Consider the following 21,098-nt stretch of genomic DNA (forward strand, 5'->3'; position numbering starts at 1 on the left):
GTCCGACACCGATCCGGTGCCCGTCGACGAACCCGGTCGCGCCACGCCCCGGAGTCTCGGTGACCGAGGTGGCGGCGGCGGGGGTGACCCCCGCCCGCTCCGCCGCGTGGACGACGGCGCCGGCCAGCACGTGGAACGAGTACAGCTCGACGCCGGCCGCCTCGGCCAGCAGCCCCTCCGTCGTCCGGCCGGGCGCACGCAGGATCGCGACGACCTCCGGCGCACCGCCGGTCACCGTGCCCGTCTTGTCCATGGTCAGCGCGCCCGCCCGACCGAGCAGCTCCAGTGCGGCACCGCCCTTGACCACGACACCGGACCGGGACGCGCGGGACATTCCGCCGGTCACGGCGATCGGGACCGCGAGCAACAACGGACACGGGGTGGCGGTCACCAGCACCGCCACGGCCCGGGTGGGCTCACCGGTCACCAGCCACGCGACGGCGGCGATCAGCAGCGCGGCCGGCAGGAACCAGGCGGCGACCCGGTCCGCCAGCCGGGCCACCGGTGCCGTGGCCGCGGCGGCCTGCTCGGCGAGCCGCACGACACCCGAATAGGTGCTCGCCTCCGCCGTGGCCGTGGCCCGCAGATCGACGGCCGCACCGGCGTTCACCACGCCGCTGCGCACCGGCTCGCCGGAGGAGCGGGAGACCGGTGCGGCCTCCCCGCTCAACGCCGACTCGTCGAACACGGCGTCCGCGTCCAGCAGGCCGTCGACCGGCACGATCTCCCCGGGCAGTACGACCACGCGCGCGCCGACCGCGACCTCGCCGACCGGGAGACTCACCACCGTGTCGTCCCGCCGCACGTGCGCCCGGGTCGGTGCCCGCTCCAGCAGGGCCGACAGGTCCCGGCCGGCACGGCGTCGCGCCGCGGTCTCCAGCATCCGGCCGGTGGCCACCATCACCCCGACGATCGCGCCCGCGAGGTACTCCCCCACCGCGAGCGTGCCACCGAGCGACAGCACCGCCAGCCAGTCCGCGCCCCACCGACCCCGCCACAGGTCGGCCAGCACCCACACGAGCGTCGGCACCAACGCCACGACGTCCGCCGCCGCCCACAGGACGTCGGCGACGTCCGCCCCGGACAACCGGGCCAGGCCACCGGCGGCCAGCAGAGCCGCGATCACGGCCAGCAGGAGCGTCTCCGGGGAGAGGAACCTCCGCACCCGGTCGTCCGCCCCCGCGAGGGCCCTGATCCCCGTCACACCGGTCCAGGGTCCGCGCCGCGGGGTCGCGTGGCCAGTGCCACACGTCCCTCAGTGGTGGCCGACGCCGGTGAATGACCGTCCGGCGCGGGTCGGTCACCTACCGCCCGGGACTCGTCTCCCGGATCCCGCCGGCCACCACGGTGTCCCGGTCAGCCGCGACCGAACAGCTTGCGCAGAAACCCGCCTGCGCCGCCGTTACGGGTCTCCGCGGTGCAGGCGCACCGCTGCGCCTTCGGCACTCCCGCGAGCACCTGTTCCACATGTTGGCCGCATCCGGCGTAGGTCGGCTTACCGCACGTGCGGCACGCGACACGACGACACATGGTTCACCCCTCCTGTTCGACCTGGTGACCGGCCTCGCTCCAGTCCACCGTGCCGCCGGCGACCGAGACCGCCCGCGCACCGGCGGCGTTCATCGCCTCCGCCGCGGTCAGGCTGCGCCGTCCGGAACGGCAGATCACGTGCACCTCCTCGCCGGTGAACCGGCCGGGGGAGGCCAGCACGTCCTCCAGGGGCACGTTCACCGCGCCCGGAACGTGCCCGGACGCGAACTCCTCCGGGGAACGCACATCGATCACCCGGCTCCCCTGCCGCCACACGGCGGCGAAGTCGTGCACACCGATCTCCGGTACCTGTTCGGACATCGCTCCTCCTCCAGTGGTCGGGGCGCCGAGGCCGCGGGGCCCCGGCCTGGTCGATGATACCCCCCGGGGTATCTGTCGGAGACGTCCGGGGCCGTCCGGGCGCACCCGGTTTGCGCAGGCCGGACCCGGGTAACACGCGACCAGCGGAAATCCGGCCCGAGCGCGGAGCCGACACGACAGCGACCGGAGGGGGGCGGAAGTTTGGCGACCGACCTCGCCGCGGTGCTGGGCGACGATGCCGAGCAGCTGCTGCACCACGAGTGCGGGAGCATGCCGAAGGACGACCTGCACCTGCCCGGGCCGGACTTCCTCGACCGGATCTGGCAGGACTCCGACCGCGGCCCGCGCGTCCTGCGCAGTCTCGCGACGCTGACCGGGCACGGCAGGCTCGGCGGGAGCGGCTACCTGTCGATCCTCCCCGTCGATCAGGGCGTGGAACACTCCGGCGCGTCCGCGTTCGCGCCGAATCCCCGGTACTTCGACCCGGAGAACATCGTCCGGCTCGCCCTGGAGGGCGGGTGCAACGCGGTGGCGTCCACCCTGGGGGTGCTCGGCTCCGTGGCCCGCCGGTACGCGCACCGGATCCCGATGATCCTGAAACTGAACCACAACGAACTGCTCACCTACCCGAACATCCACGACCAGACGCTGTTCGCCTCGGTGCGCCAGGCGTTCGACCTCGGTGCCGTGGCGGTGGGGGCGACGGTGTACTGGGGCGCCGAGGTCTCCCGCCGGGAACTCACCGAGATCAGCGCGGCGTTCGCGGAGGCGCACTCACTGGGCATGGCCACGGTCCTGTGGTGCTACACCCGCAACCCGGCGTTCGCGACCGACGACGCCGACTACCACGTCGCGGCCGACCTGACCGGGCAGGCCAACCACCTGGGCGTGACGTTGGAAGCGGACCTGGTGAAACAGAAACTCCCGGAGAACAACGGCGGATACCCCGCCCTGTCGTTCGGGAAGACACATCCGGCGGTGTACGACCGCTACATCGGGGACAACCCGATCGACCGCTGCCGCTGGCAGGTGCTGAACAGCTACGCGGGGCGGGTCGGGATGATCAATTCCGGCGGAGCTTCCTCCGGCGCCTCCGACCTGCACGACGCGGTCCGCACGGCGGTCGTCAACAAGCGGGCGGGCGGGATGGGCGTCATCGCCGGCCGCAAGGTGTTCCAACGCCCGGTGGACGAGGGGATCGACCTGCTGCACGCCATCCAGGACGTCTATCTCGACTCCACCGTCACCGTCGCGTGAGTCCGGTTCCCCCGGGGCGTCACAGGACAGGAGAAGGACCCGAGTGAGTGAGTGGAGCCTGCGCTACACCGGCTACGCCCCGGCCGAGGAACGGCTACGCGAGGCGCTGTGCACCGTCGGCAACGGCTATCTGGCCACCCGCGGCGCGGCCCCGGAAGCCACGGCCGACGGCACCCACTACCCGGGCACCTACGCCGCCGGGGTGTACAACCGGCTGCGCAGTGACGTGGCCGGCACCAGTGTCGAGAACGAGTGCCTGGTGAACCTGCCGAACTGGCTGCCGGTGACCTTCCGGGTCGACGACGGCCCCTGGTTCACCCCGGACTCGGTGGAATTGCTGGAGTACCGCCAGTACCTCGATCTGCGTCGGGCGCTGCTGGTGCGCCACCTCCGGTTCCGGGATCCCGCGGGGCGCACCACGACGGTCACCCAGCGCCGGTTCGCGCACATGCGGCTCCCGCACGTCTGCGCCCTGGAGACCACGGTGGCGGCGCACGACTGGTCCGGCCGCCTGGAATTCCGCTCCGGCCTCGACGGAGGCGTCGACAACAGCCTCGTGGAACGCTACCGCGACCTCGCGGGACAGCACCTGGAATTCGTCGCCGCACGGGAACTGCCCGGTACCGGTGTGCTGCTGGAAACGGTGACCAACCAGTCCCGGATCCCGGTGGCGATGGCGGCGGGCAACACGGTGCGTGTCCGAGACAGACCGGGCACGGACGGACACCGCCTCGTCACGGACGGCCCGTGGATCGGGCACGACCTCGCCGTCGACGTGACCGCAGGACAGTCGGTGACCCTGGAGAAGACCGTCACGGTCTACACCGGACGGGACCGGGCGATCTCCGAACCCGCCGTCGAGGCCGTCCGCTGGCTCCCCCGGCTCGGCCCGTTCGACACCCTGCTGGAAAGTCACACACTGGCCTGGGCCCATTTGTGGGACCGCTTCCACCTCGACCTGGAGAACCGGCCGGAGGAACTGCGCGTCATCCGGCTGCACCTGCTGCACCTGCTGCAGACGGTCTCGCCCAACACGGCCGAACTGGACGCCGGCGTCCCCGCCCGGGGGCTGCACGGGGAGGCCTACCGCGGGCACGTGCTGTGGGACGAGCTGTTCGTGTTCCCGCTGCTGAACCTCCGGCTGCCCGCGCTGACCCGGTCCCTGCTGCGCTACCGCCATCGGCGACTGCCCGAGGCGCTCCAGGCGGCGCGCGAGCACGGGCACCGGGGCGCGATGTTCCCCTGGCAGTCCGGCAGCGACGGCCGGGAGGAGAGTCAACGGCTGCACCTCAACCCGCGCTCGGGCCGCTGGATCCCCGACCCGACGCGGCGACAGCACCACATCGGGCTCGCCATCGCGCACAACTGCTGGCAGTACTACCAGGCCACGGGCGACCGGGAGTTCCTCACCCACCACGGGGCCGAGATGCTGATCGAGATCGCCCGGTTCTGGTCCGACCTGGCCACCTACGACCGGGCCCGCGACCGGTATGTCATCCGTGGCGTGATGGGCCCGGACGAGTTCCACTCCGGATACCCGGACGCGCCCGGCGCGGGGGTGGACAACAACACCTACACCAATGTCCTGACCGTGTGGACCCTGCTCCGGGCGGCGGAGGCACTGGAGACGCTGCCCGACCGGGTCCGCTCGGAACTGGTGCAGCGACTCGATCTGCGGCCCGAGGAGCTCCAGCGGTGGGACGACATCAGCCGCGGCATGTTCGTCCCGTTCCACGACGGCGTGCCCAGCCAGTTCGAGGGCTACGCCGACCTCGCGGAGCTGGACTGGGCCGCCTACCGACGGCGCTACGGCGACATCCAGCGGCTCGACCGGATCCTCGAGGCCGAGAACGACGACGTCAACCGGTACCGGGTCGCCAAGCAGGCCGACGTGCTGATGCTGTTCTACCTGTTCTCGGCCGACGAACTGGCCGGGCTGTTCCGCCGACTCGGCTACCGGCCCGCCCCGGACACGATCCCCCGCACCATCGACTACTACCTCGCCCGCACCACCCACGGCTCCACACTCTCCGCAGTGGTCCACGCCTGGGTACTGGCCCGCTCCCACCGGGAACGCGCGCCGGAGTTCTTCCGGCACGCACTGGCCTCCGACGTGACCGACATCCAGGGCGGTACCACGGCCGAGGGAATCCACCTCGCGGCCATGGCCGGCAGCGTCGACCTGCTGCAACGCTGCTTCTCCGGCCTGGAGACCCGCGGCGACCGGCTGGTGCTCAACCCGTACTGGCCCGAATCACTCGGCACGCTCGAATTCTCCGTCCTCTACCAGGAGCACCCACTGCACATTCGGGTGAACGGTCGGCGGATCGACGTCGCCGCCGGCACCGGGACGCAGCGTCCGGTCGAGATCGCCTGCCGTGGTGAGACCGCTCTGCTCGACCCCGGATCCACCGTGCACTTCCCGTGCTGAGCCCACCGTGTGGAAGGAGTTCACCATGGCACGGCCGAGTCTGGTCGAGCCCTTCGCGGACCTCTCCGCCGCCGACACCGCCCTGGTCGGCGGGAAGAACGCCGCGCTCGGCGAGTTGATCGCCAACCTCACCCCGCACGGGATCCGGGTGCCGGACGGGTTCGCCACCACGACGGCGGCATACCGGGAACTACTGGACACCGGCGACCTGCGCGCCCGGATCGGCCGGCGGATCGAGGCCCTGCACGAGGGTGCCGGGCTCGCCGAGACCGGTGCCGCGATCCGCGGGATGATCCTCGCAACGGAGCTGCCGCCCCGGCTCGTCGACGCGGTCACCACCGCCTACACCGCCCTCGGCGAGCGCCTGGGACGCACGGATCCGGACGTGGCGGTCCGCAGCAGCGCCACCGCCGAGGACCTGCCCGAAGCCAGCTTCGCCGGGCAGCAGGAGAGCTTCCTCAACATCACCGGAGCACGGGCACTGCTCGACGCCTGCCTGCGGTGCTACGCCTCGCTGTTCACCGACCGGGCGATCAACTACCGGGAACACCACGGCTTCGACCACCTGCGGGTCGCCCTCTCCGTGGGGGTGCAGCAAATGGTTCGCGCCGACCGGGCCGGTGCCGGGGTGATGTTCTCGCTGGACACCGACAGCGGCTTCCCGCGCGTGGTCCTCGTCAACGCCGCGTGGGGACTCGGGGAGTCCGTGGTCTCCGGGGCCGTGGATCCGGACGAGTACCTGGTCTTCAAGCCGCTGGTGGACGAAGCCGGGGCGAATCCGGTGATCGCCAAGGAGACCGGCGGTAAACAGTCCAAGGTGGTCTCCCGCACCACGGGTGCCGAACCCACTGTGAGCGTACCGACGACGGAGGACGAACGGGCCGGTCTCGTCCTCACCGACAGCGAGATCCGGCAACTCGCCCGGTGGGCGGTCCGCGTGGAGCGGCACTACGACACACCCATGGACATGGAGTGGGCCAAGGACGGCGACACCGGCGAACTGCACCTGGTGCAGGCCCGCCCGGAGACGGTGCAGACCCGCAGGCGTCCCTCGACGCTGCGCTCGTACCGGCTCACCGGAACCGGGCACGCCGCCCCGCTGGTCACCGGCCTCGCGATCGGCGAGGCCATCGCGGCCGGCACCGCGTGTGTGCTGCGCAGTGCCGCGGAGATCGACCGCTTCGTGGACGGCGCCGTCCTCGTCACCGGCACCACCGACCCCGACTGGGAACCGGTCATGAAGCGCGCCGCCGCCCTCGTCACCGACCACGGCGGGCGCACCTCGCACGCGGCCATCGTGAGCCGGGAACTCGGGCTCGGCGCCGTGGTCGGCACCGGTGACGCCACCGGGAGGATCCCCGACGGCCGGGCGATCACCGTGTCCTGCGCCGAGGGTGAGCGAGGGGTCGTCTACCCCGGAACCCTCGACTTCGAGGAGCGGGAGATCGAGCTCACCGACATCCCCACCACCCGGACCCGGCTGATGCTCACCATGGCCGACCCGGGGGCGGCCCTGCGCTGGTGGCGGCTGCCCGCCGACGGCGTCGGCCTGGCCCGCATGGAGTTCGTCATCAACAACCACATCCGGGTCCACCCGATGGCGTTGGTCCACCCCGAGCGGACCGATGCCGGGACCCGGGAGCGGATCGCCGCGCTGACCCGCGGATACCGGGACAGGACCGAGTTCTTCGTCGACCGCCTCGCGTACGGCATCGCCCGCATCGCGGCCGCGTGGTGGCCGGCGCCCGTCGTCGTGCGGACCAGTGACTTCAAGACCAACGAATACGCCCGACTGCTCGGTGGCGCACCGTTCGAACCGGCCGAGCAGAACCCCATGCTCGGCTGGCGCGGCGCCAGCCGATACCACGACGACGGCTACCGGGAAGGTTTCGCGCTCGAATGCCGCGCACTGCGCCGCGTCCGGGACGAGATGGGCCTGACGAACACGGTCGTGATGATCCCGTTCTGCCGGACCCTCACCGAAGCCGACCGGGTGCTGGAGACCCTGGCGGACCACGGCCTGCGCCGGGGTGCGAACGGCCTTGCCGTGTACGTGATGGTGGAGATCCCGGCGAACGTGCTCCTCGCCGACGACTTCGCGCGGCGCTTCGACGGCTTCTCGATCGGCAGCAACGACCTCACCCAGCTCACCCTCGGTGTCGACCGCGACTCCGAACGGCTCGCCGGGCTGTTCGACGAACGGGATCCGGCGGTCGTGCGCAGCATCCGCACCGTGATCGAGGCCGCCCACCGCCACGGCCGCGAGGTCGGGCTCTGCGGCCAGCGGCCCAGCGACGACCCCGAGTTCGCCCGACTGCTGGTCGATGCGGGGATCGACTCCGTCTCCGTGGCCCCCGACAGCTTCCTCCGCGTCAAGAACACGATCGCGGCCGGCGAGCGCCGCGCACCGGAAGGAGACCCCGATGCCGCAGACCCGGTTGCCCGCCCTCGATGAACTCCCCCTCGAGCCCGGGACCCGCGTCCTGGTCCGGGCCGACCTGAACGTGCCCCTCATCGACGGTCGTGTCGCGGACGACTCCCGCATCCGCGCCGTCCTGCCCACCATCCGGTGGCTGCGGGACCACGGTGCCACCGTCCTCGTCTGCTCCCACCTGGGCCGCCCGGAGGGCACCGTCACCCCGGAGCTGTCCCTCGCCCCGGTCGCCCGGCGGTTGGGTCAGCTGCTCGGCACCACCGTCCGAACGGGTCCGACGGAGATCGTCGGGGACGCGACCACCCGGATCGTCGACCAGGCCGGGCACGGAGACGTCGTCCTGCTCGAGAACCTCCGGTTCCATCCGGGCGAGACCGGTGACGACGAACAGTTCGTCCGCGAGCTCGTGCGCCTGGCCGACTGCTACGTCAACGACGCCTTCGGTGTCTGCCACCGTCGCCACGCCTCCGTCGTGGGGCCTCCCGGGGCGCTCCCGTCGGCCGCGGGTCCCCTGCTGCGCAAGGAGGTGGAGGTGCTCACCGGGCTCCGCGAGCGGCCCCGCCGCCCGTTCGTGGCGGTACTGGGCGGCACCCGGGTCACCGAGAAGATCGGAGTCGTGCGGGCCCTGCTGCCGCACTGCGACCGGATGCTGCTCGGGGGTGCCTTCGCCCTCACGGTCCTCGCCGCCACCGGCCGGGACGTGGGTGACTCGCCGGTCGCCGTGGACCGGTTCGACCCGTGCCGGGAGCTGGCCGCCGAGGAACAGGTGGTCCTGCCCACCGACCTCCTCGTCACCGAGCGGCTCGAACCGGACGCCCCGCGCCTCGCCGTCGGGCTCGGCACGCCGGACACCGTCCCGCACGGGTGGCGCGGCGCCGACATCGGACCGAGCACCACCGAACGGTACGCCGGGGACGCCTTCCGCGCGGGGACCGTGTTCTGGAACGGGCCCCTGGGCGTGTACGAACACGACGCCTTCTCCCGCGGCACGCGCCGGGTGGCCGACGCGGTCGCGATGTCGACGGCGTTCACCGTCGCCGCGGGCGGGGACACCGTGGCCGCGCTCCGGCACTGGGACCTGACCGGTCTGGTCGACCACGTGAGCACCGGCGGGGCGGCCTCCCTGGAACTGCTCGCGCACGGGGACCTGCCCGGCCTGGCCGCACTGCGCACCTCCACCGTGCGGTAGCCCCGGCGCCGGTTCCCGGTCACCGGGTCGACGGGTCACCGGGCGTCACCCGTGTCGGTGCCGGACTGTGTTTGACTTTCGGCGAGCACGGCCCGGCGACCGACGACGCGGAGGACCCGAAGACCCATGGCGAACGGCGAACTCGATCCCTCTTCGGGGGTCCCCCTGTATCGGCAGATCAAGGACATCCTGCGCACGGAGATCACCGGGGGAGCCGCGGATCCCCGGGAACCGATGACCGAGGAGCAGCTGCTCGACCGGTTCGGGGTGAGCCGGGCACCCATCCGGCAGGCACTCCGGGAACTCGCCGACGAGGGGTACGTCTACCGCAGGCAGGGCAAGGGGACGTTCCCGGTTCCGGGTCCCCGGGTGCACCGGCCGGCCGACGTGCGGCCGGGGGCGCTGTACCAGTACCTGTCCGACAGCGGCCTGCATCCCGCGTCGAGGGTGTCCGGCATCGAACGGGTGGAACCGCCCGCCCCGGTCCGGGACCGCCTCGGGATCGACCCGCACGAACGGCTGTTGCACTTCGTCCGCCTGATCCTGGTGGAGGACGAGCCGCTGGTCGAGGCGGACGTCTACATCCGGGCGCCCCGGGATTTCGATCCCACGGCCGCGGAGCTGGAGGAGCAGGGCTCCGCCTTCGAGCTGCTGGAGAAGGGCTTCGGCATCCGGCTGGACCGGGCCGAGCACGAGGCCTGGGCGACGGCCGCGACCGCCGACCACGCGGCGACCCTGGGGGTGGCCGAGGGCAGCCCGCTGCTCGTCATCGACACACTGTTCTTCACGACCGGCGGCGTGCCCGCGGGGTGGCGCTCGGCGGTGCACCAGGCGGAGGAGTTCAAGTACCGGTTCGTCACGAGCGGGTGAGCCCGGGGCGGCACCGGGGTCAGCGACGGTTGACTTTGGTATGACAATATATCAACATGCTGGATTGACGAGGTTCACACGGCAGTGGACTACGGCCCGTCGGGCGGACGTCAGGCTCCCCGGTGCACTGCCCTCCTTCGTTGACGCGGCGCGTTGCCGCGCCGGCACGACACCGACGAAAGGACGTGCCATGACGGGCGCACCAGAGACTGCCCGGAACAACACCGTCAACACCGTGCTCGGCCCCGTCCCGGCGGACGACCTGGGTGTTGTCGCGGTCCACGAGGCACTGCTGTCCGTGGTCCCCGGCGCCGAGCACGCGTTCGACATCACGATGGACCGCGCGGAGATCTTCGAGAACCTGGCGCGGAAGCTGCGGGAGTTCCGCGAACACGGCGGCGGGACGGTCGTCGACAGCACCGGCATGTTCCACGGCCGCGACGTGCGGCTGTACGAGGCACTGTCCCGCTCGACCGGGGTGCATCTCGTCGCGTCCACGGGCATGGGGCCCGAGGAGCTGCTCGGCGGCTACTTCCTGACCCCGCAGACCGACCCGCCGACGCCCTGGCCCGCCGGGAAGTTCGCCGACCTGTTCACCCGGGAGGTCACCGAGGGCATGGTCGTCCCACGCGTCGAGCGGCGGGGCGCCGCGGGCCTGGTGGCCACCGCGGCCGACCCCGCGGGCAGGACCGCCACCGAGGAGAGCCTCGTCCGTGGCGCGGCACGCACCGCCCGGGACACGGGCGTGCCGGTCTCCCTCCGGTACGGCGCCGACGCGGTCGGCGACCTCGACGTCGCGCTGGACGAGGGCGTTCCCGCCGACCGCGTCGTCGTCGGCGGACTCGACCGCACCGACGCCGTGCACGCCGGCGCGCCGTTCGACATCGCGCGCCGTGGGGCCCACGTCGCGCTCGACCACGTCGGATGCAACGACGACGACCGCTACGTGACCGACCGGCAACGCGTGGCCCTGCTGCTCGACCTCGTGCGGGAGGGCCTCGGGGACCGGATCCTGTTGTCCGGCAACACGATCGGCGAAGCGGTGGGCCACCCCGCCTACGATCTGCCGTACAGCCATGTCGCCGCGACGTTCGTGCCCCTGGCGCGGTCCGCGGGGCTCGACGACGCCGACGCCCGACGCATCCTCGTGGACAACCCGCGCGACCTGCTGACCCTGCGCTGAGCCGGCCCGCCGCACACGAGCGGCCGGAGCCTTTCCGGAGTTTTGGAGTAACACCATGTCACGGGTGAACACCGTCCTCGGGCCGATCGCCCCGGAGGAACTGGGCGCCGTCGCCGTCCACGAGCACGTCGGGTACGGCATGCCCGGCTCGGAACTGGACACACAGTGGTGGAAGACCCCCGAGGAACGGTACGCCGAGACCGTCCCCAAGCTGCGTCGGTTCCGCGAGTACGGCGGCGGCACCTTCGTCGACGTCACGGGCATCTGCAACGGACGCGACGTCGACTACTACAAGTCGTTGTCGGCCAAGACCGGCGTGCACATCGTCGCCTGCACCGGCTTCGTCGGCGGCGACACCGCCCTGCCGCACTTCGCCCGGGCGGGGGTGGACTACCTGATGCGGCAGTTCGTGCACGAGATCACCGTGGGTATCGGCGACACCGGCAGCCGCGCGGGCGTGATCAAGGTCGGCGTCAGCCGCGGTGGGCGGATGACGGAACTGGACAAGCGCATCTACCGCGCGGCGGCCCGTGCCGCCGTGCAGACCGGCGTGCCGATCCTGACGCACCTGGCGATCGACCCCGAACCCGCGGTCGCCATCTTCGCCGAGGAGGGCCTGCCGCTGGACCGCGTGCTGTTCGGGCACGCCGACGACGGCCCGAACGCCCCGAACACGCCGCACGAGTGGATCTTTCAACAGGGCGGCCGTATCGGGTTCGACACCTTCGGCTACGAGACCGAGATCGAGAACGCACCGTTCTGGGCCCGCCCCCGCCGGGAACGGCTCGACCACTTCCTCAGCCTGGTGAACCAGGGCCATCTCGACCAGCTCCTCGTCTCGGCGGATGCCAACTGCAGCCCGCTGGGCTGGCCGGGAGTCGAGGGACACACCGTGAACTACCTGTTCGAGGACCTGGTGCCCGACCTGCGTGACGCCGGTACGGACGAGGCCACGATCACCAGGCTGCTCCGGGACAACCCGGCGGACTTCCTGACCCTCCGCGACTGAGCCACCCCACCGGCCCCGACCCGATCCCCCCGACGGCGCACCGGACGCGCCGGAGTACGAGAAAGCGCGACCAACGATGCAGAAGACACAGCTCGAGAACCTGACCATCGCCGTCGTCGGCGGCGGGTACGGCGGTGCCGTGGCCGCGGTGGCCCTCCGGCAGCTCGGCGCCGACGTCCACGTGTACGAGCAGGCCCCCGCGATCCGGCAGGTCGGTGCCGGGATCGGCCTGCGCCCGCCGACGATCGAGCTGTTCCGCAGGCTGGGCATCTTCGACGCGATCGCGGCCGTGAGCAGCCCGAGCGACTACTTCGAGATCTGCACCGCCACGGGCGAGGTCCTCCACCGCGAGCCGTGGCCGAAGATGCACGACTACGCCGAGGTGAACCACACCCGGTTCATCCACCGCGGCGACTTCATCGAGGCCCTGCTGCGGCTGCTGCCGGACGAGGTCGTGCACCTGGACCACCGGTTGACCGACATCGAGGACCGGGGCGGGTCGGCGACGCTCACGTTCGCCGGCGGGAAGACGGTGACGGCCGATCTGGTCATCGGGGCCGACGGCATCCGCTCCGCGGTCCGCAACCAACTGTTCTCGGACCGGGAGCCGGTGTTCTCCGGCGAGCACGCGCACCGCACGGTGATCTCCGTCGACGACACCTACGGGATGGCCGTCGACGACAACCTCCGGCTGTACATGAACGACAAGGGCACGATGGTGTACTTCCTGCCGCTGCGCCACCGCCACCAGGTGTCGTTCGACATCACCGCCCTGTCCCGGGACGCCTCCTGGGCCCCGGAGGTCACCCGGGAGGGCCTGGTGGCCCTGCTGGAGGACTTCGACGAGCGGCTGGTGAACATCACCCGGAACCTGGACCTGAACGCGGTGACCAGCCGCGCGGTGTTCGACATCGACCCGGTCGACACCTGGCACTCCGACCGCGTCGCACTGCTCGGGGACGCGGCCCACGCGATGCTGCACCATCAGGGGCAGGGGGCGAACCAGGCGATCCAGGACGCGGGTGGCCTCGCCGACGCCCTCGTGGAGGCCGACTCCGTGGCCGAGGCGCTGGCGCTGTACCAGGCACGGCGCAAGCCCGACACGGACGAGCTCCAGCGCATCTCCCGGAAGTCGTGGGACGCCGACGCGGTGGACACCGCCTTCCCCGAGAAGTCCGCGATCAACTGAAGCGACCCGAGGAAGCACCGATGACACTGCATCCCGAGATCGCGAAACTGCTCGCGACCCTGCCGAAACCGGACCACGGCACGCGGCCGGACCCGGAGACGATGCGTGCCGCGGAGGCGGAACAGGTCCCGCCTCCGGAGGACCGCCTGCCGCTGCACGACGTCACCGACACCACCGCGGCGACGCCGTCCGGACACGTGCCGGTCCGGATCTACACACCGGTCGAGGCGGAGGGCTACGACCTGCTGGTGTACTTCCATGCGGGCGCGTTCTTCCTGGGCAGCCTGGATACGCACGACCACGTCGCGCGGTCGCTGGCGAAGGAGACCGGCCACAAGGTCGTCTCGGTCGGCTACCGCCTGGCCCCGGAGTCCCCCTGCCCGGCCGGTCTGCGGGACTGCTACGGCGTCGTCCGCTGGGCCGCCGAGCACGGTGACGAGCTGGACTGGGACGGCGGGAACCTCGCCGTCGCCGGGGACAGCTCGGGCGGCAACTTCGTCGCCGCCGTCACCGCGATGGCCCGCGACGACGGCTTCGACCGCATCACGCACCAGGTGCTGTTCTACCCGTCGCTGGACCTGGATTTCGACGTCGACCGCTACGCCTCGCTGCGGGAGAACGCCGAGGGGTACGGCCTGGAGACGGCCGGCCTGCAGCCGTTCAATTCGTTCTACCTGGACAGCGGCGCGGACCCGGCGGACCCGCTGGTGTCCCCGATCAAGCGCACGGACCTGTCCGGGCTGCCTCCCGCGCTGATCATCACGGCGCAGTACGACCCGATGCGGGACGAGGGCGAACTCTACGGACAACGGCTGTCCGAGGCCGGTGTGGACACCACGGTCACCCGGTACGCGGGCGCCAACCACGGGTTCCTCGCGAACTTCGGCTGGATCCCGGAGTTCTCCCGGGCCTTCACCGAGACCGGCGAGTTCCTGAACCGCTGAGACGCTCCCGACACGGCCGGGGGCACACGGCGGAAGGCGGCACGGATCCGGATCCGTGCCGCCTTCCGCCCCCCGGTGCGGTGGAGCTGGCGTCAGCCCGCCGCGTCGAACGCCTCCCGGTAACCGTGCAGCGTCGTGAAGAACGGCGACGGCTCCAACGTCGGGTCGCCGGTGTAGCCGAGCTCGGTGGCCACCGGGGCGAACGGCGAGTACGGCGAGTCCGTCTCCCGCAGGCCGTCCCGCAGGGCCCGACGGGCGGCGTCGGCGATCCGGGCCTCGATGTCCAGGCTCTCCCGCACGGCCCGGCGGGCGCCGTCGGCGTCCAACGCGACGTCGTAGGGTTCGCCGTCCGCCCCCCGGTACGGGTGACCCAGGTACAGCTCCCGCGGGCGGAGCTCGTCGCGCAGGTACTCCAGGCTCGTGCGGTAGGCGGCCGGGTCCTCGTAGCCGGGGAAGCCGTTGGCCGCACCGTGGACCTGCACGGCGTCCCCGACGAAGGCGGCCCCGCGCCCGTCGACGACATAGGCGACGGATCCGGCCGTGTGCCCTCGCAGCGAGTGCACCGACACCGTGACCCCGCCGCCGAGGGAGAGGGTGTCGCCGCCCCGGACCGACACGGTCGGCTCCATCTCCCCGGAGATGACCTTCTCCGCCATCGCCGTCTGCGTGTCCACACCGTCCGGGTCGTGCAGGTACCGCTGCCGGACACCGACGTAGGCATCCACATGGGCACGCCGGGAACGCAGCAGATGGGCGTCGGCCTCGTGGATGACGACCCGCGCCCGCCTGCCGGTGAGCTCCCACAGGGCGTGCGCCCCGCCGAGATGGTCGATGTGGCCGTGGGTGAGCAGGATCCAGCGGACCTCCCCGATGTCCCGGCCGAGTTCGGCGAGCGCGGGCACCATCCCGTCGGCGGGCGACGAGGCGATCCCGGTGTCCACGATGGCCGGTTCGGGGGCGTCGAGGAAGAAGCTGTAGAGCCCGAACCGTCCCCACGGCGATACCAGGGGGTGAATGTCGACGTCCTGCGTCATCGCTGTCTCTCCTTCGCTCGTCGCGTCTTTGATATAATAATATGTGGAATTATCCGCCCGGGAGAGCGTCGCTGCCCGCGGTGTGCACCCGGCCCCGAACGTGGAAAAGGAGCTGCTGGCTCATGGCTGACGTCAGGACGTGGGACGCCGGTGGAGAGACGATCACCATCCGCAAGGACCTCCGTGTCCCGATGCGGGACGGGGTCGAACTCGCCGCGGACGCCTATCACGGCCCCGGCGGGACGCCGCGGCCCGCGTTGGTGGCCCTGAGCCCCTACGGCAAGGAGCTCCAGGCGCTCGCCCTGACCACCCCACCCCAGCGCCGCCCCAGCCCGATGTGGGACGGCTGCATCGAGGCCGGTGACATCGCCCGCGTCGTCGCGGAGGACTACGTCCACGTCATCGGCGACCTGCGTGGTTCCGGCGACTCGGGCGGCGAGATGATCGGCAACTACAACGCGGGCGGCGTGCCGCTCGGGCAGGACGCGTACGACTTCATCGAGTGGGTCGCCGCGCAGCCGTGGTGCGACGGCAACGTCGGCATGATCGGCATCTCCTACTTCGGGTCCATGCAGGTGCTGGCCGCCGCCGAACGGCCGCCGAGTCTGAAGGCGATCTTCGTCAGCGGCGGCCACTTCGACTTCTACGAGACCACCTACCACGGCGGCATCATGTGGTTCATGCCGCGCGCCGCCCGCGAGGGCCGCGGCGGCGACTCCGGCATCGCGCACACCGACGTCAGGTCCCGCATGCGGGAGGTGTACTCCCCCGGGGAGCTGGACAAACTGGTCCAGCAGCGGTTGGCGGATCCGGACGTGGCCGCCTGGCCGAACCTGGTCCACGTGTTGAAGTACCCGAACAACCGCGAGCTGTGGTTCGACATCGTCATGAACCCGCTGGACGGCGAGTGGTACGAACAGCGGAACCCGATCACGCTGGCGACGAACATCGACATCCCGGTGTACCTGCAGATCGACCACGGCCGCGGCTGGACCGTGGACGGCACCATCGCGCTGTTCGACGTGCTGAACGGGCCGAAGAGGCTGGACATCGGCCCGTACCCGCCGATGCAGTCGCGCCCCTTCGTCGAGGAACACGACACGATGTTCCGCTGGTACGACTACTGGCTCAAGGGCATCGAGAACGGCGCGATGGACGGGCCGGAGGTCAGCGTCTTCGTCGAGGGCGCACGCGAGCGCGTCACCGGCAGCCAGTGGCCGCCGAAGGACGTCGAGTACCGGCCGCTGTACCTGCGTCCGCGCCGCACGCTCTCCCCCGAACCCGAGCGGATGGGCGCCGAGCACGCCGCTCCGGACGGCTTCTTCCAGGCACCGCTGACGGTGACCGACACGGTGGAGATTCTGAGCTGGAGCAGTGCGCCGTTCACCGAGGACACCGAGCTGATCGGCACCGGCGCCGCGCACCTGTTCGCCGAGATCGACACCGACGACACGAACTTCATCCTCCGCCTGTGGGACACCGCGCCGGACGGCGGCCGTCAGCTGATCACCACCGGCTACCTCAAGGCCTCCCACCGCGAACTCGACGAACGCACCACCGAGGGCAACCCGTACCACCCGCACACCCGCACGATCCCGGTCGAGCCCGGCACCGTCGAGGAGTACGTGCTGCGCCTCTACCCGTTCGCGAACACGTTCAAGCCGGGACACCGCCTGGTGGCCGAACTGTCGAACAACGAACCGCCCGCCGACGCGCACAACGCACTGCTGCCACCGGACGCCTTCCACCTGCCGGTGGGCCGCCCGGTCAACCACAAGATCTACCGCGACGCCACCCACCCCTCCCGGCTGGTCCTGCCGTTCACCACACGAAAGGCGGAGACGGACGCACCGGGGACCTGACGGACACGCCGAGGGAAGGCGGCTCCCGGAGCTCCAGTCACTCGCGTCCCGGGGCCTGCCTCGAGGGGACCCTTCCGCCCGTACATCGTCCGGCGCGCTGGAGCGGCTGAGACCCACCGGATACTCCAACCCGGGGCCTAGGTTGATGCTAGTATGCTTTTATGCGCACCACGGTCGAACTGCCTCCGGAACTGCTGCGTGCGGCCAAGGCCGATGCCGCTGCCCGGGGCGAGACGCTCAAGGAGTTCCTCACCAGGGCAGTCGCCCATGAGCTGGAGGAGGCAGCCACGACGCCACCCAGACGAGGGAAGGTGCAGTTGCCCCTCGTCTCAAGTGAGAGTCCGGGTCGCGTCGACCTCTCCAACGCCGAGATCGAAGCGATCTTCGCCGCTGAAGACGCCGAGCGGGCCAACAACATCTGATGCTGCTCGATGTCGGGACCTGGCTGGCCGCCGTCTGGTATGGGCACGTACGCCACGGACGCGTCGCAGCGTGGTTCAACGCGCAGGAAGAGACGCTATGGCTTTGCCGGGCCACTCAGATGGGACTGCTCAGACTCCTGTCGAATCCGTCGGTGCTCGGGGATCAGGTCCTTTCCCGGGCCGACGCCTGGAAAGTGATCGATCGACTCCGGGCTGACGAGCGTGTTCGGTGGGCGGCCGAGCCGACGCACCTGGAACAGGCGTGGCGCGCGATCTCGGCACTGGACGACAATAGCCACAAGCTCTGGACCGACGACTACCTCGCGGCGTTCGCACAGGCCGCGGGACTCAGCATGGTCACCCTCGACAAAGGATTCGAGCGTCGGTACCGCTCGATCACCGTTGTGACGCTCGATTGAGCATCTCCGCGCCGGTCCTCAGCGACGGCTGGCCGACCGGTCCACCATGCGGAGACCGACCCGTCCACCACGCGGAGACCGAAGAGGACACACCGGGGAACCGACGGCCGCACCGGGGAGGGGGCGGACCCGGCGCGGCCAGGGACGCGCGCAGCCACCGAAGCGCAAGCACCGCCAGCAGCAACGCGAGGAAGACCAGCGAGAACCCGAGGCTCACATGTGGGCCGCGGCCTTCCGGATGGCCTCGCGGATGCGGGGGTAGGTACCGCAGCGGCAGATGTTGCGCAGGGTGTCCAGGTCGTCGTCGGTGATGTCGCGGTTCTCCGCGCGGACACGGCGGACGAGTGCGACGGCGGCCATGATCTGGCCCGGTTGGCAGTAGCCGCACTGCACGACGTCCTGCTCCAGCCACGCCTGCTGCATGGGATGCAGGTCCCCGCCGACGGTGGCGGCGAGCCCCTCGATGGTGGTCACCTCGTCGTCCGGGCCGACCTCCCCGACCGGGATCGCGCACGGGTTGACGGCCTGCCCGTTGAGGTGGCTGGTGCAGGCCTTGCAGACGTTGATACCGCAGCCGTACTTCGGCCCGGTCACGCCGAGCAGGTCCCGCAGGACCCACAGCAGCCGCACGTCGTCGGCGACGTCGACGGTGACCTGTTCGCCGTTGACGCGGAAGGTGTGTTCGGGCACGCGGGCCTCCTTACCAGGCGAGTTCCCGGCCGTCGGTGGGTGACTGCGGAACCGGCGGGGACGTCGGTTTCGGGGTGAACGACAGCGTGTCGTGGTTGATCGGGAAGCGGGTGGGCATGGTTCCGGTGGCGCGTCCGTAGGCGCAGGCCACGGCCGCCATCGCACCGGCGACGCCGAGTTCCCCGGCGCCGCCGGGTTCGTCACCGCTGTCCGGCAGCAGGATGATCTCCATCTCCGGGGGGGTGTTCCATTGCCGGGTGTAGAAGTAGTTGTCCCAGCTGGCTTCCAGGAAGTGCCCGTCGCGCAGGTGCAGGCTGGAGGTCAACGCGAGCGCGATGCCGTCGCAGATGCCGCCCATCATCTGCGCCTCCAATCCCCGCGGGTTGACCGCGAGCCCCACGTCGACGGCGAACACGACCCGGGTGACCCGGGGTCCGGTGACGGCGTTGCGCACCGACCGGTCGACGGTCTCCGGTCGGCAGTCGATCTCGACGAGGCAGGCGCTGACGGCCTTGTACTCGGCCTGGAACGCGATACCCTGCGCCATGCCCTCCGGCAGCGACCGCCCCCAGTCGCCGGCCTCGGCGACCGCATCGAGGGCCGCGCGGGACCGGTCGTCGCGGAGGAAGTCCCGCCGGAACCGGTACGGGTCCCGGCCCATCTCCGCGGCGAGCCGGTCCACCATGAGCTCGCGGGCACACGTGACGTCCGGGGAGTAGACGTTGCGCATGCTGCCGGTGTTGAAGCCCGTGTCGGTCTCGGACAGCAGTCGGGTGTTGCCGCCGAAGTCGTAGGACATCGTCTGGGAGAGCTGGAAGAACGTTTCGGCGAAGCCGATGTCGCCCACCGGCAATCGTGCGGCGGTGGCGGTGATGACCTCGCCGAGTCCGTGGCCGAGGTCGGTGGAGACGCCGGTGTGCCGCTGGTCGTAGCTCAGTACGGTGTCGCCGAGGTAGGCGATCCGCACCCGGGAGGTGCACATCGGGTGGGTGCGGCCCTGGCGGGAGTCGTCGGCGCGGTGCCACATCAGCTTGACGGGCTTGCCGAACGCCTGCGACGCCTCCGCCGCTTCGAGGGCGCCGTCGAAGAACAGTTTCCGCCCGAAGGACCCGCCGCCCTCGGTGACGTGCACGGTCACCGCGCTCTGCGGCATCCCCAGTTCGGCCGCGATGGCCTGTTGGGCCACGATCGGCGACTTCAGGCCGGACCAGATCTCGGCACGGTCGGCGCGCACGTCGGCCACGGCGCAGTTCGGTTCGAGCGCACTGTTGCTGCGGAAGTAGAAGGTGAACGTCTCCTCCACCGTGCGGCTGAACGGCGGCTTGAGGTCGAGCGGGATCTCCGCGTCCCGCAGCTCGTCCAGCACGGTGTCGTCGGACTTCCCCTCCGCGGTACCGGGCCCCCAGGAGACCCGCAGCGCGCGCACGGCGTCGATGCACTGGCCGAAGGTCGCGGCCCGCACGGCCACGCCGGTGGAGATCGTGGCGACATCGGTGACGCCGGACATGCCGCGGACCTCGGCGAGATTGGCGACCGAGGCGACCGTCCCGTTGATGGTCGGCGGGCGGCACACCATGGTCGGCAGGGCGCCCGGGACGTCGAGGTCGAGCGCGAACGTCTTCCGCCCGGTCACCGCGTCGAGGGCGTCGATCCGGTTGTGCGGGGTGCCGATGACGGTGAACGAGTCCCGCGAACGGAGCTCGACCTCCACCGGCTCGGTACTTCCGCTCGCGGCCTTCCCGGCGAGCGTGCCGATGTCTGCACTGTTCCCTCCGGTGGAGGTGACGACCCCGTTTTCCAGCGTGAGGTCGGCGGTGGGCACGCCGAACTCGGCGGAGGCGGCCCGCAGCAGCCGCTCCCGCGCGACGGCGGCCGCGACCCGGATCGGGGTGTAGGTGGAGATGGTGGTGTTCGAGCCGCCGGTGAGCTGGTTGAACACCAGCTCGGGCCGCGCGTCGGCCAGACTCACCCGCACCCGGGGCACCGGCACGCCCAGTTCCTCGGCGATGAGCATGGCCGTCGAGGTGGTGATGCCCTGCCCGACCTCGGCCCGCGGCAGGGCGAACGACACCGTGCCGTCCGGATTCACCTCCACGGTGATCAGGTTCGACGTCGGCAGCGCCGCCGCGGTCATCATGTCGTTCAGGTCGACGATCTCGGTGATCTCCGGCGACGGCAGCCCGGACGGCTCCGGTGTGGCGGCCCCGGCCGAGGCCGCCGGTGTCCGGTCGAGCTGGGCCGCGGCGGCCAGGGTGGGCGCCGCCAGCACGTAGCCGAGGAATCGTCGCCTTCGGATCGCGTCAGGCATGAAGGC

Annotated in this window: 17 protein-coding genes; 12 read left to right on the forward strand and 5 right to left on the reverse strand. The window is 71.2% G+C overall.

Annotation, left to right across the window (positions count from 1 at the left end; all coding sequences use genetic code 11):
• Together SACPADRAFT_RS28330 and SACPADRAFT_RS0216960 are read right to left on the reverse strand one after the other, a co-directional pair.
• Nucleotides 1–1,204, reverse strand: a 1,204-nt coding sequence (locus tag SACPADRAFT_RS28330) for an HAD-IC family P-type ATPase (protein WP_007023208.1), incomplete at its 3' end; no start/stop codon positions are given.
• Nucleotides 1,205–1,533: 329 nt separating this feature from the next.
• Entirely contained in the window at nt 1,534–1,851 is a 318-nt protein-coding gene (locus SACPADRAFT_RS0216960; RefSeq protein ID WP_007023210.1) for a rhodanese-like domain-containing protein, read from the reverse strand.
• 201 nt (nt 1,852–2,052) lie between these two features.
• Here SACPADRAFT_RS0216960 and SACPADRAFT_RS0216965 point away from each other — a divergent pair, with 201 nt between their 5' ends.
• The 9 genes from SACPADRAFT_RS0216965 to SACPADRAFT_RS0217005 all read left to right on the forward strand — a co-directional run bounded on the left by SACPADRAFT_RS0216965 (nt 2,053) and on the right by SACPADRAFT_RS0217005 (nt 14,357).
• Nucleotides 2,053–3,108, forward strand: a complete 1,056-nt coding sequence (locus SACPADRAFT_RS0216965) for a class I fructose-bisphosphate aldolase (protein ID WP_007023211.1) — start codon at nt 2,053–2,055, stop codon at nt 3,106–3,108.
• A 43-nt stretch (nt 3,109–3,151) separates the two neighbouring features.
• Complete coding sequence (locus tag SACPADRAFT_RS0216970; protein WP_007023212.1) at nt 3,152–5,539, forward strand: glycoside hydrolase family 65 protein; 2,388 nt, start codon at nt 3,152–3,154, stop codon at nt 5,537–5,539.
• 25 nt (nt 5,540–5,564) lie between these two features.
• Nucleotides 5,565–7,994, forward strand: a complete 2,430-nt coding sequence (gene ppsA, locus SACPADRAFT_RS0216975) for a phosphoenolpyruvate synthase (RefSeq protein WP_007023213.1) — start codon at nt 5,565–5,567, stop codon at nt 7,992–7,994.
• The gene (locus SACPADRAFT_RS0216980) at nt 7,963–9,162 is read left to right on the forward strand and encodes a phosphoglycerate kinase (protein ID WP_007023214.1); all 1,200 of its coding nucleotides are present in this window, start codon (nt 7,963–7,965) and stop codon (nt 9,160–9,162) included. Before ppsA ends, SACPADRAFT_RS0216980 begins: the two co-directional genes overlap by 32 nt.
• Nucleotides 9,163–9,288: 126 nt before the next feature.
• Nucleotides 9,289–10,032 (forward strand): GntR family transcriptional regulator, encoded by a 744-nt coding sequence (locus SACPADRAFT_RS0216985; RefSeq protein ID WP_007023215.1) that lies wholly within the window; start codon nt 9,289–9,291, stop codon nt 10,030–10,032.
• A 190-nt stretch (nt 10,033–10,222) separates the two neighbouring features.
• Nucleotides 10,223–11,215 (forward strand): phosphotriesterase family protein, encoded by a 993-nt coding sequence (locus tag SACPADRAFT_RS0216990; protein WP_007023216.1) that lies wholly within the window; start codon nt 10,223–10,225, stop codon nt 11,213–11,215.
• 55 nt (nt 11,216–11,270) lie between these two features.
• Nucleotides 11,271–12,224, forward strand: coding sequence for a phosphotriesterase family protein (locus SACPADRAFT_RS0216995; protein ID WP_007023217.1), 954 nt, complete (start codon nt 11,271–11,273; stop codon nt 12,222–12,224).
• Between the two features lie 76 nt (nt 12,225–12,300).
• The gene (locus SACPADRAFT_RS0217000; protein ID WP_007023218.1) at nt 12,301–13,413 is read left to right on the forward strand and encodes an FAD-dependent oxidoreductase; all 1,113 of its coding nucleotides are present in this window, start codon (nt 12,301–12,303) and stop codon (nt 13,411–13,413) included.
• Nucleotides 13,414–13,433: 20 nt separating this feature from the next.
• On the forward strand, nt 13,434–14,357 hold the full coding sequence (locus tag SACPADRAFT_RS0217005) for an alpha/beta hydrolase (protein ID WP_007023219.1): 924 nt from the start codon (nt 13,434–13,436) through the stop codon (nt 14,355–14,357).
• A gap of 92 nt (nt 14,358–14,449) precedes the next feature.
• Here the strand turns inward: SACPADRAFT_RS0217005 and SACPADRAFT_RS0217010 are convergent, their stop codons facing one another.
• Nucleotides 14,450–15,391: an MBL fold metallo-hydrolase gene (locus SACPADRAFT_RS0217010; RefSeq protein ID WP_007023220.1), complete on the reverse strand. Its 942-nt coding sequence runs from the start codon at nt 15,389–15,391 to the stop codon at nt 14,450–14,452.
• A gap of 122 nt (nt 15,392–15,513) precedes the next feature.
• On the opposite strand from SACPADRAFT_RS0217010, the gene SACPADRAFT_RS0217015 reads away from it, so the two are divergent.
• The 3 genes from SACPADRAFT_RS0217015 (at nt 15,514) to SACPADRAFT_RS28335 (ending at nt 18,094) form a co-directional block, all read left to right on the forward strand.
• Nucleotides 15,514–17,253, forward strand: a complete 1,740-nt coding sequence (locus SACPADRAFT_RS0217015) for a CocE/NonD family hydrolase (protein WP_007023221.1) — start codon at nt 15,514–15,516, stop codon at nt 17,251–17,253.
• A gap of 161 nt (nt 17,254–17,414) precedes the next feature.
• Nucleotides 17,415–17,675, forward strand: coding sequence for a hypothetical protein (locus SACPADRAFT_RS0217020; protein ID WP_007023222.1), 261 nt, complete (start codon nt 17,415–17,417; stop codon nt 17,673–17,675).
• Nucleotides 17,675–18,094, forward strand: a complete 420-nt coding sequence (locus SACPADRAFT_RS28335; protein ID WP_007023223.1) for a TA system VapC family ribonuclease toxin — start codon at nt 17,675–17,677, stop codon at nt 18,092–18,094. Before SACPADRAFT_RS0217020 ends, SACPADRAFT_RS28335 begins: the two co-directional genes overlap by 1 nt.
• Before the next feature lie 213 nt (nt 18,095–18,307).
• Here the strand turns inward: SACPADRAFT_RS28335 and SACPADRAFT_RS0217030 are convergent, their stop codons facing one another.
• Both SACPADRAFT_RS0217030 and SACPADRAFT_RS31630 read right to left on the reverse strand, forming a co-directional pair.
• Nucleotides 18,308–18,784 (reverse strand): (2Fe-2S)-binding protein, encoded by a 477-nt coding sequence (locus SACPADRAFT_RS0217030; protein WP_007023224.1) that lies wholly within the window; start codon nt 18,782–18,784, stop codon nt 18,308–18,310.
• 10 nt (nt 18,785–18,794) lie between these two features.
• A complete protein-coding gene (locus tag SACPADRAFT_RS31630; protein WP_007023225.1) occupies nt 18,795–21,092 on the reverse strand; it encodes a molybdopterin cofactor-binding domain-containing protein in 2,298 nt (765 codons plus the stop codon).
• Nucleotides 21,093–21,098: the final 6 nt, after the last annotated feature.

Source organism: Saccharomonospora iraqiensis subsp. paurometabolica YIM 90007, from assembly GCF_000231035.2.
Taxonomy (GTDB): Bacteria; Actinomycetota; Actinomycetes; order Mycobacteriales; family Pseudonocardiaceae; genus Saccharomonospora; species Saccharomonospora paurometabolica.

Coding starts and splice junctions, on each gene's coding strand:
- SACPADRAFT_RS0216960 (WP_007023210.1), bottom strand. CDS start 1,851: ATGTCCGAACAGGTACCGGAGATCGGTGTGCACGACTTCGCCGCCGTG.
- ppsA (WP_007023213.1), top strand. CDS start 5,565: ATGGCACGGCCGAGTCTGGTCGAGCCCTTCGCGGACCTCTCCGCCGCC.
- SACPADRAFT_RS0216980 (WP_007023214.1), top strand. CDS start 7,963: ATGCCGCAGACCCGGTTGCCCGCCCTCGATGAACTCCCCCTCGAGCCC.
- SACPADRAFT_RS0216985 (WP_007023215.1), top strand. CDS start 9,289: ATGGCGAACGGCGAACTCGATCCCTCTTCGGGGGTCCCCCTGTATCGG.
- SACPADRAFT_RS0216990 (WP_007023216.1), top strand. CDS start 10,223: ATGACGGGCGCACCAGAGACTGCCCGGAACAACACCGTCAACACCGTG.
- SACPADRAFT_RS0216995 (WP_007023217.1), top strand. CDS start 11,271: ATGTCACGGGTGAACACCGTCCTCGGGCCGATCGCCCCGGAGGAACTG.
- SACPADRAFT_RS0217000 (WP_007023218.1), top strand. CDS start 12,301: ATGCAGAAGACACAGCTCGAGAACCTGACCATCGCCGTCGTCGGCGGC.
- SACPADRAFT_RS0217005 (WP_007023219.1), top strand. CDS start 13,434: ATGACACTGCATCCCGAGATCGCGAAACTGCTCGCGACCCTGCCGAAA.
- SACPADRAFT_RS0217010 (WP_007023220.1), bottom strand. CDS start 15,391: ATGACGCAGGACGTCGACATTCACCCCCTGGTATCGCCGTGGGGACGG.
- SACPADRAFT_RS0217015 (WP_007023221.1), top strand. CDS start 15,514: ATGGCTGACGTCAGGACGTGGGACGCCGGTGGAGAGACGATCACCATC.
- SACPADRAFT_RS0217020 (WP_007023222.1), top strand. CDS start 17,415: ATGCGCACCACGGTCGAACTGCCTCCGGAACTGCTGCGTGCGGCCAAG.
- SACPADRAFT_RS28335 (WP_007023223.1), top strand. CDS start 17,675: ATGCTGCTCGATGTCGGGACCTGGCTGGCCGCCGTCTGGTATGGGCAC.
- SACPADRAFT_RS31630 (WP_007023225.1), bottom strand. CDS start 21,092: ATGCCTGACGCGATCCGAAGGCGACGATTCCTCGGCTACGTGCTGGCG.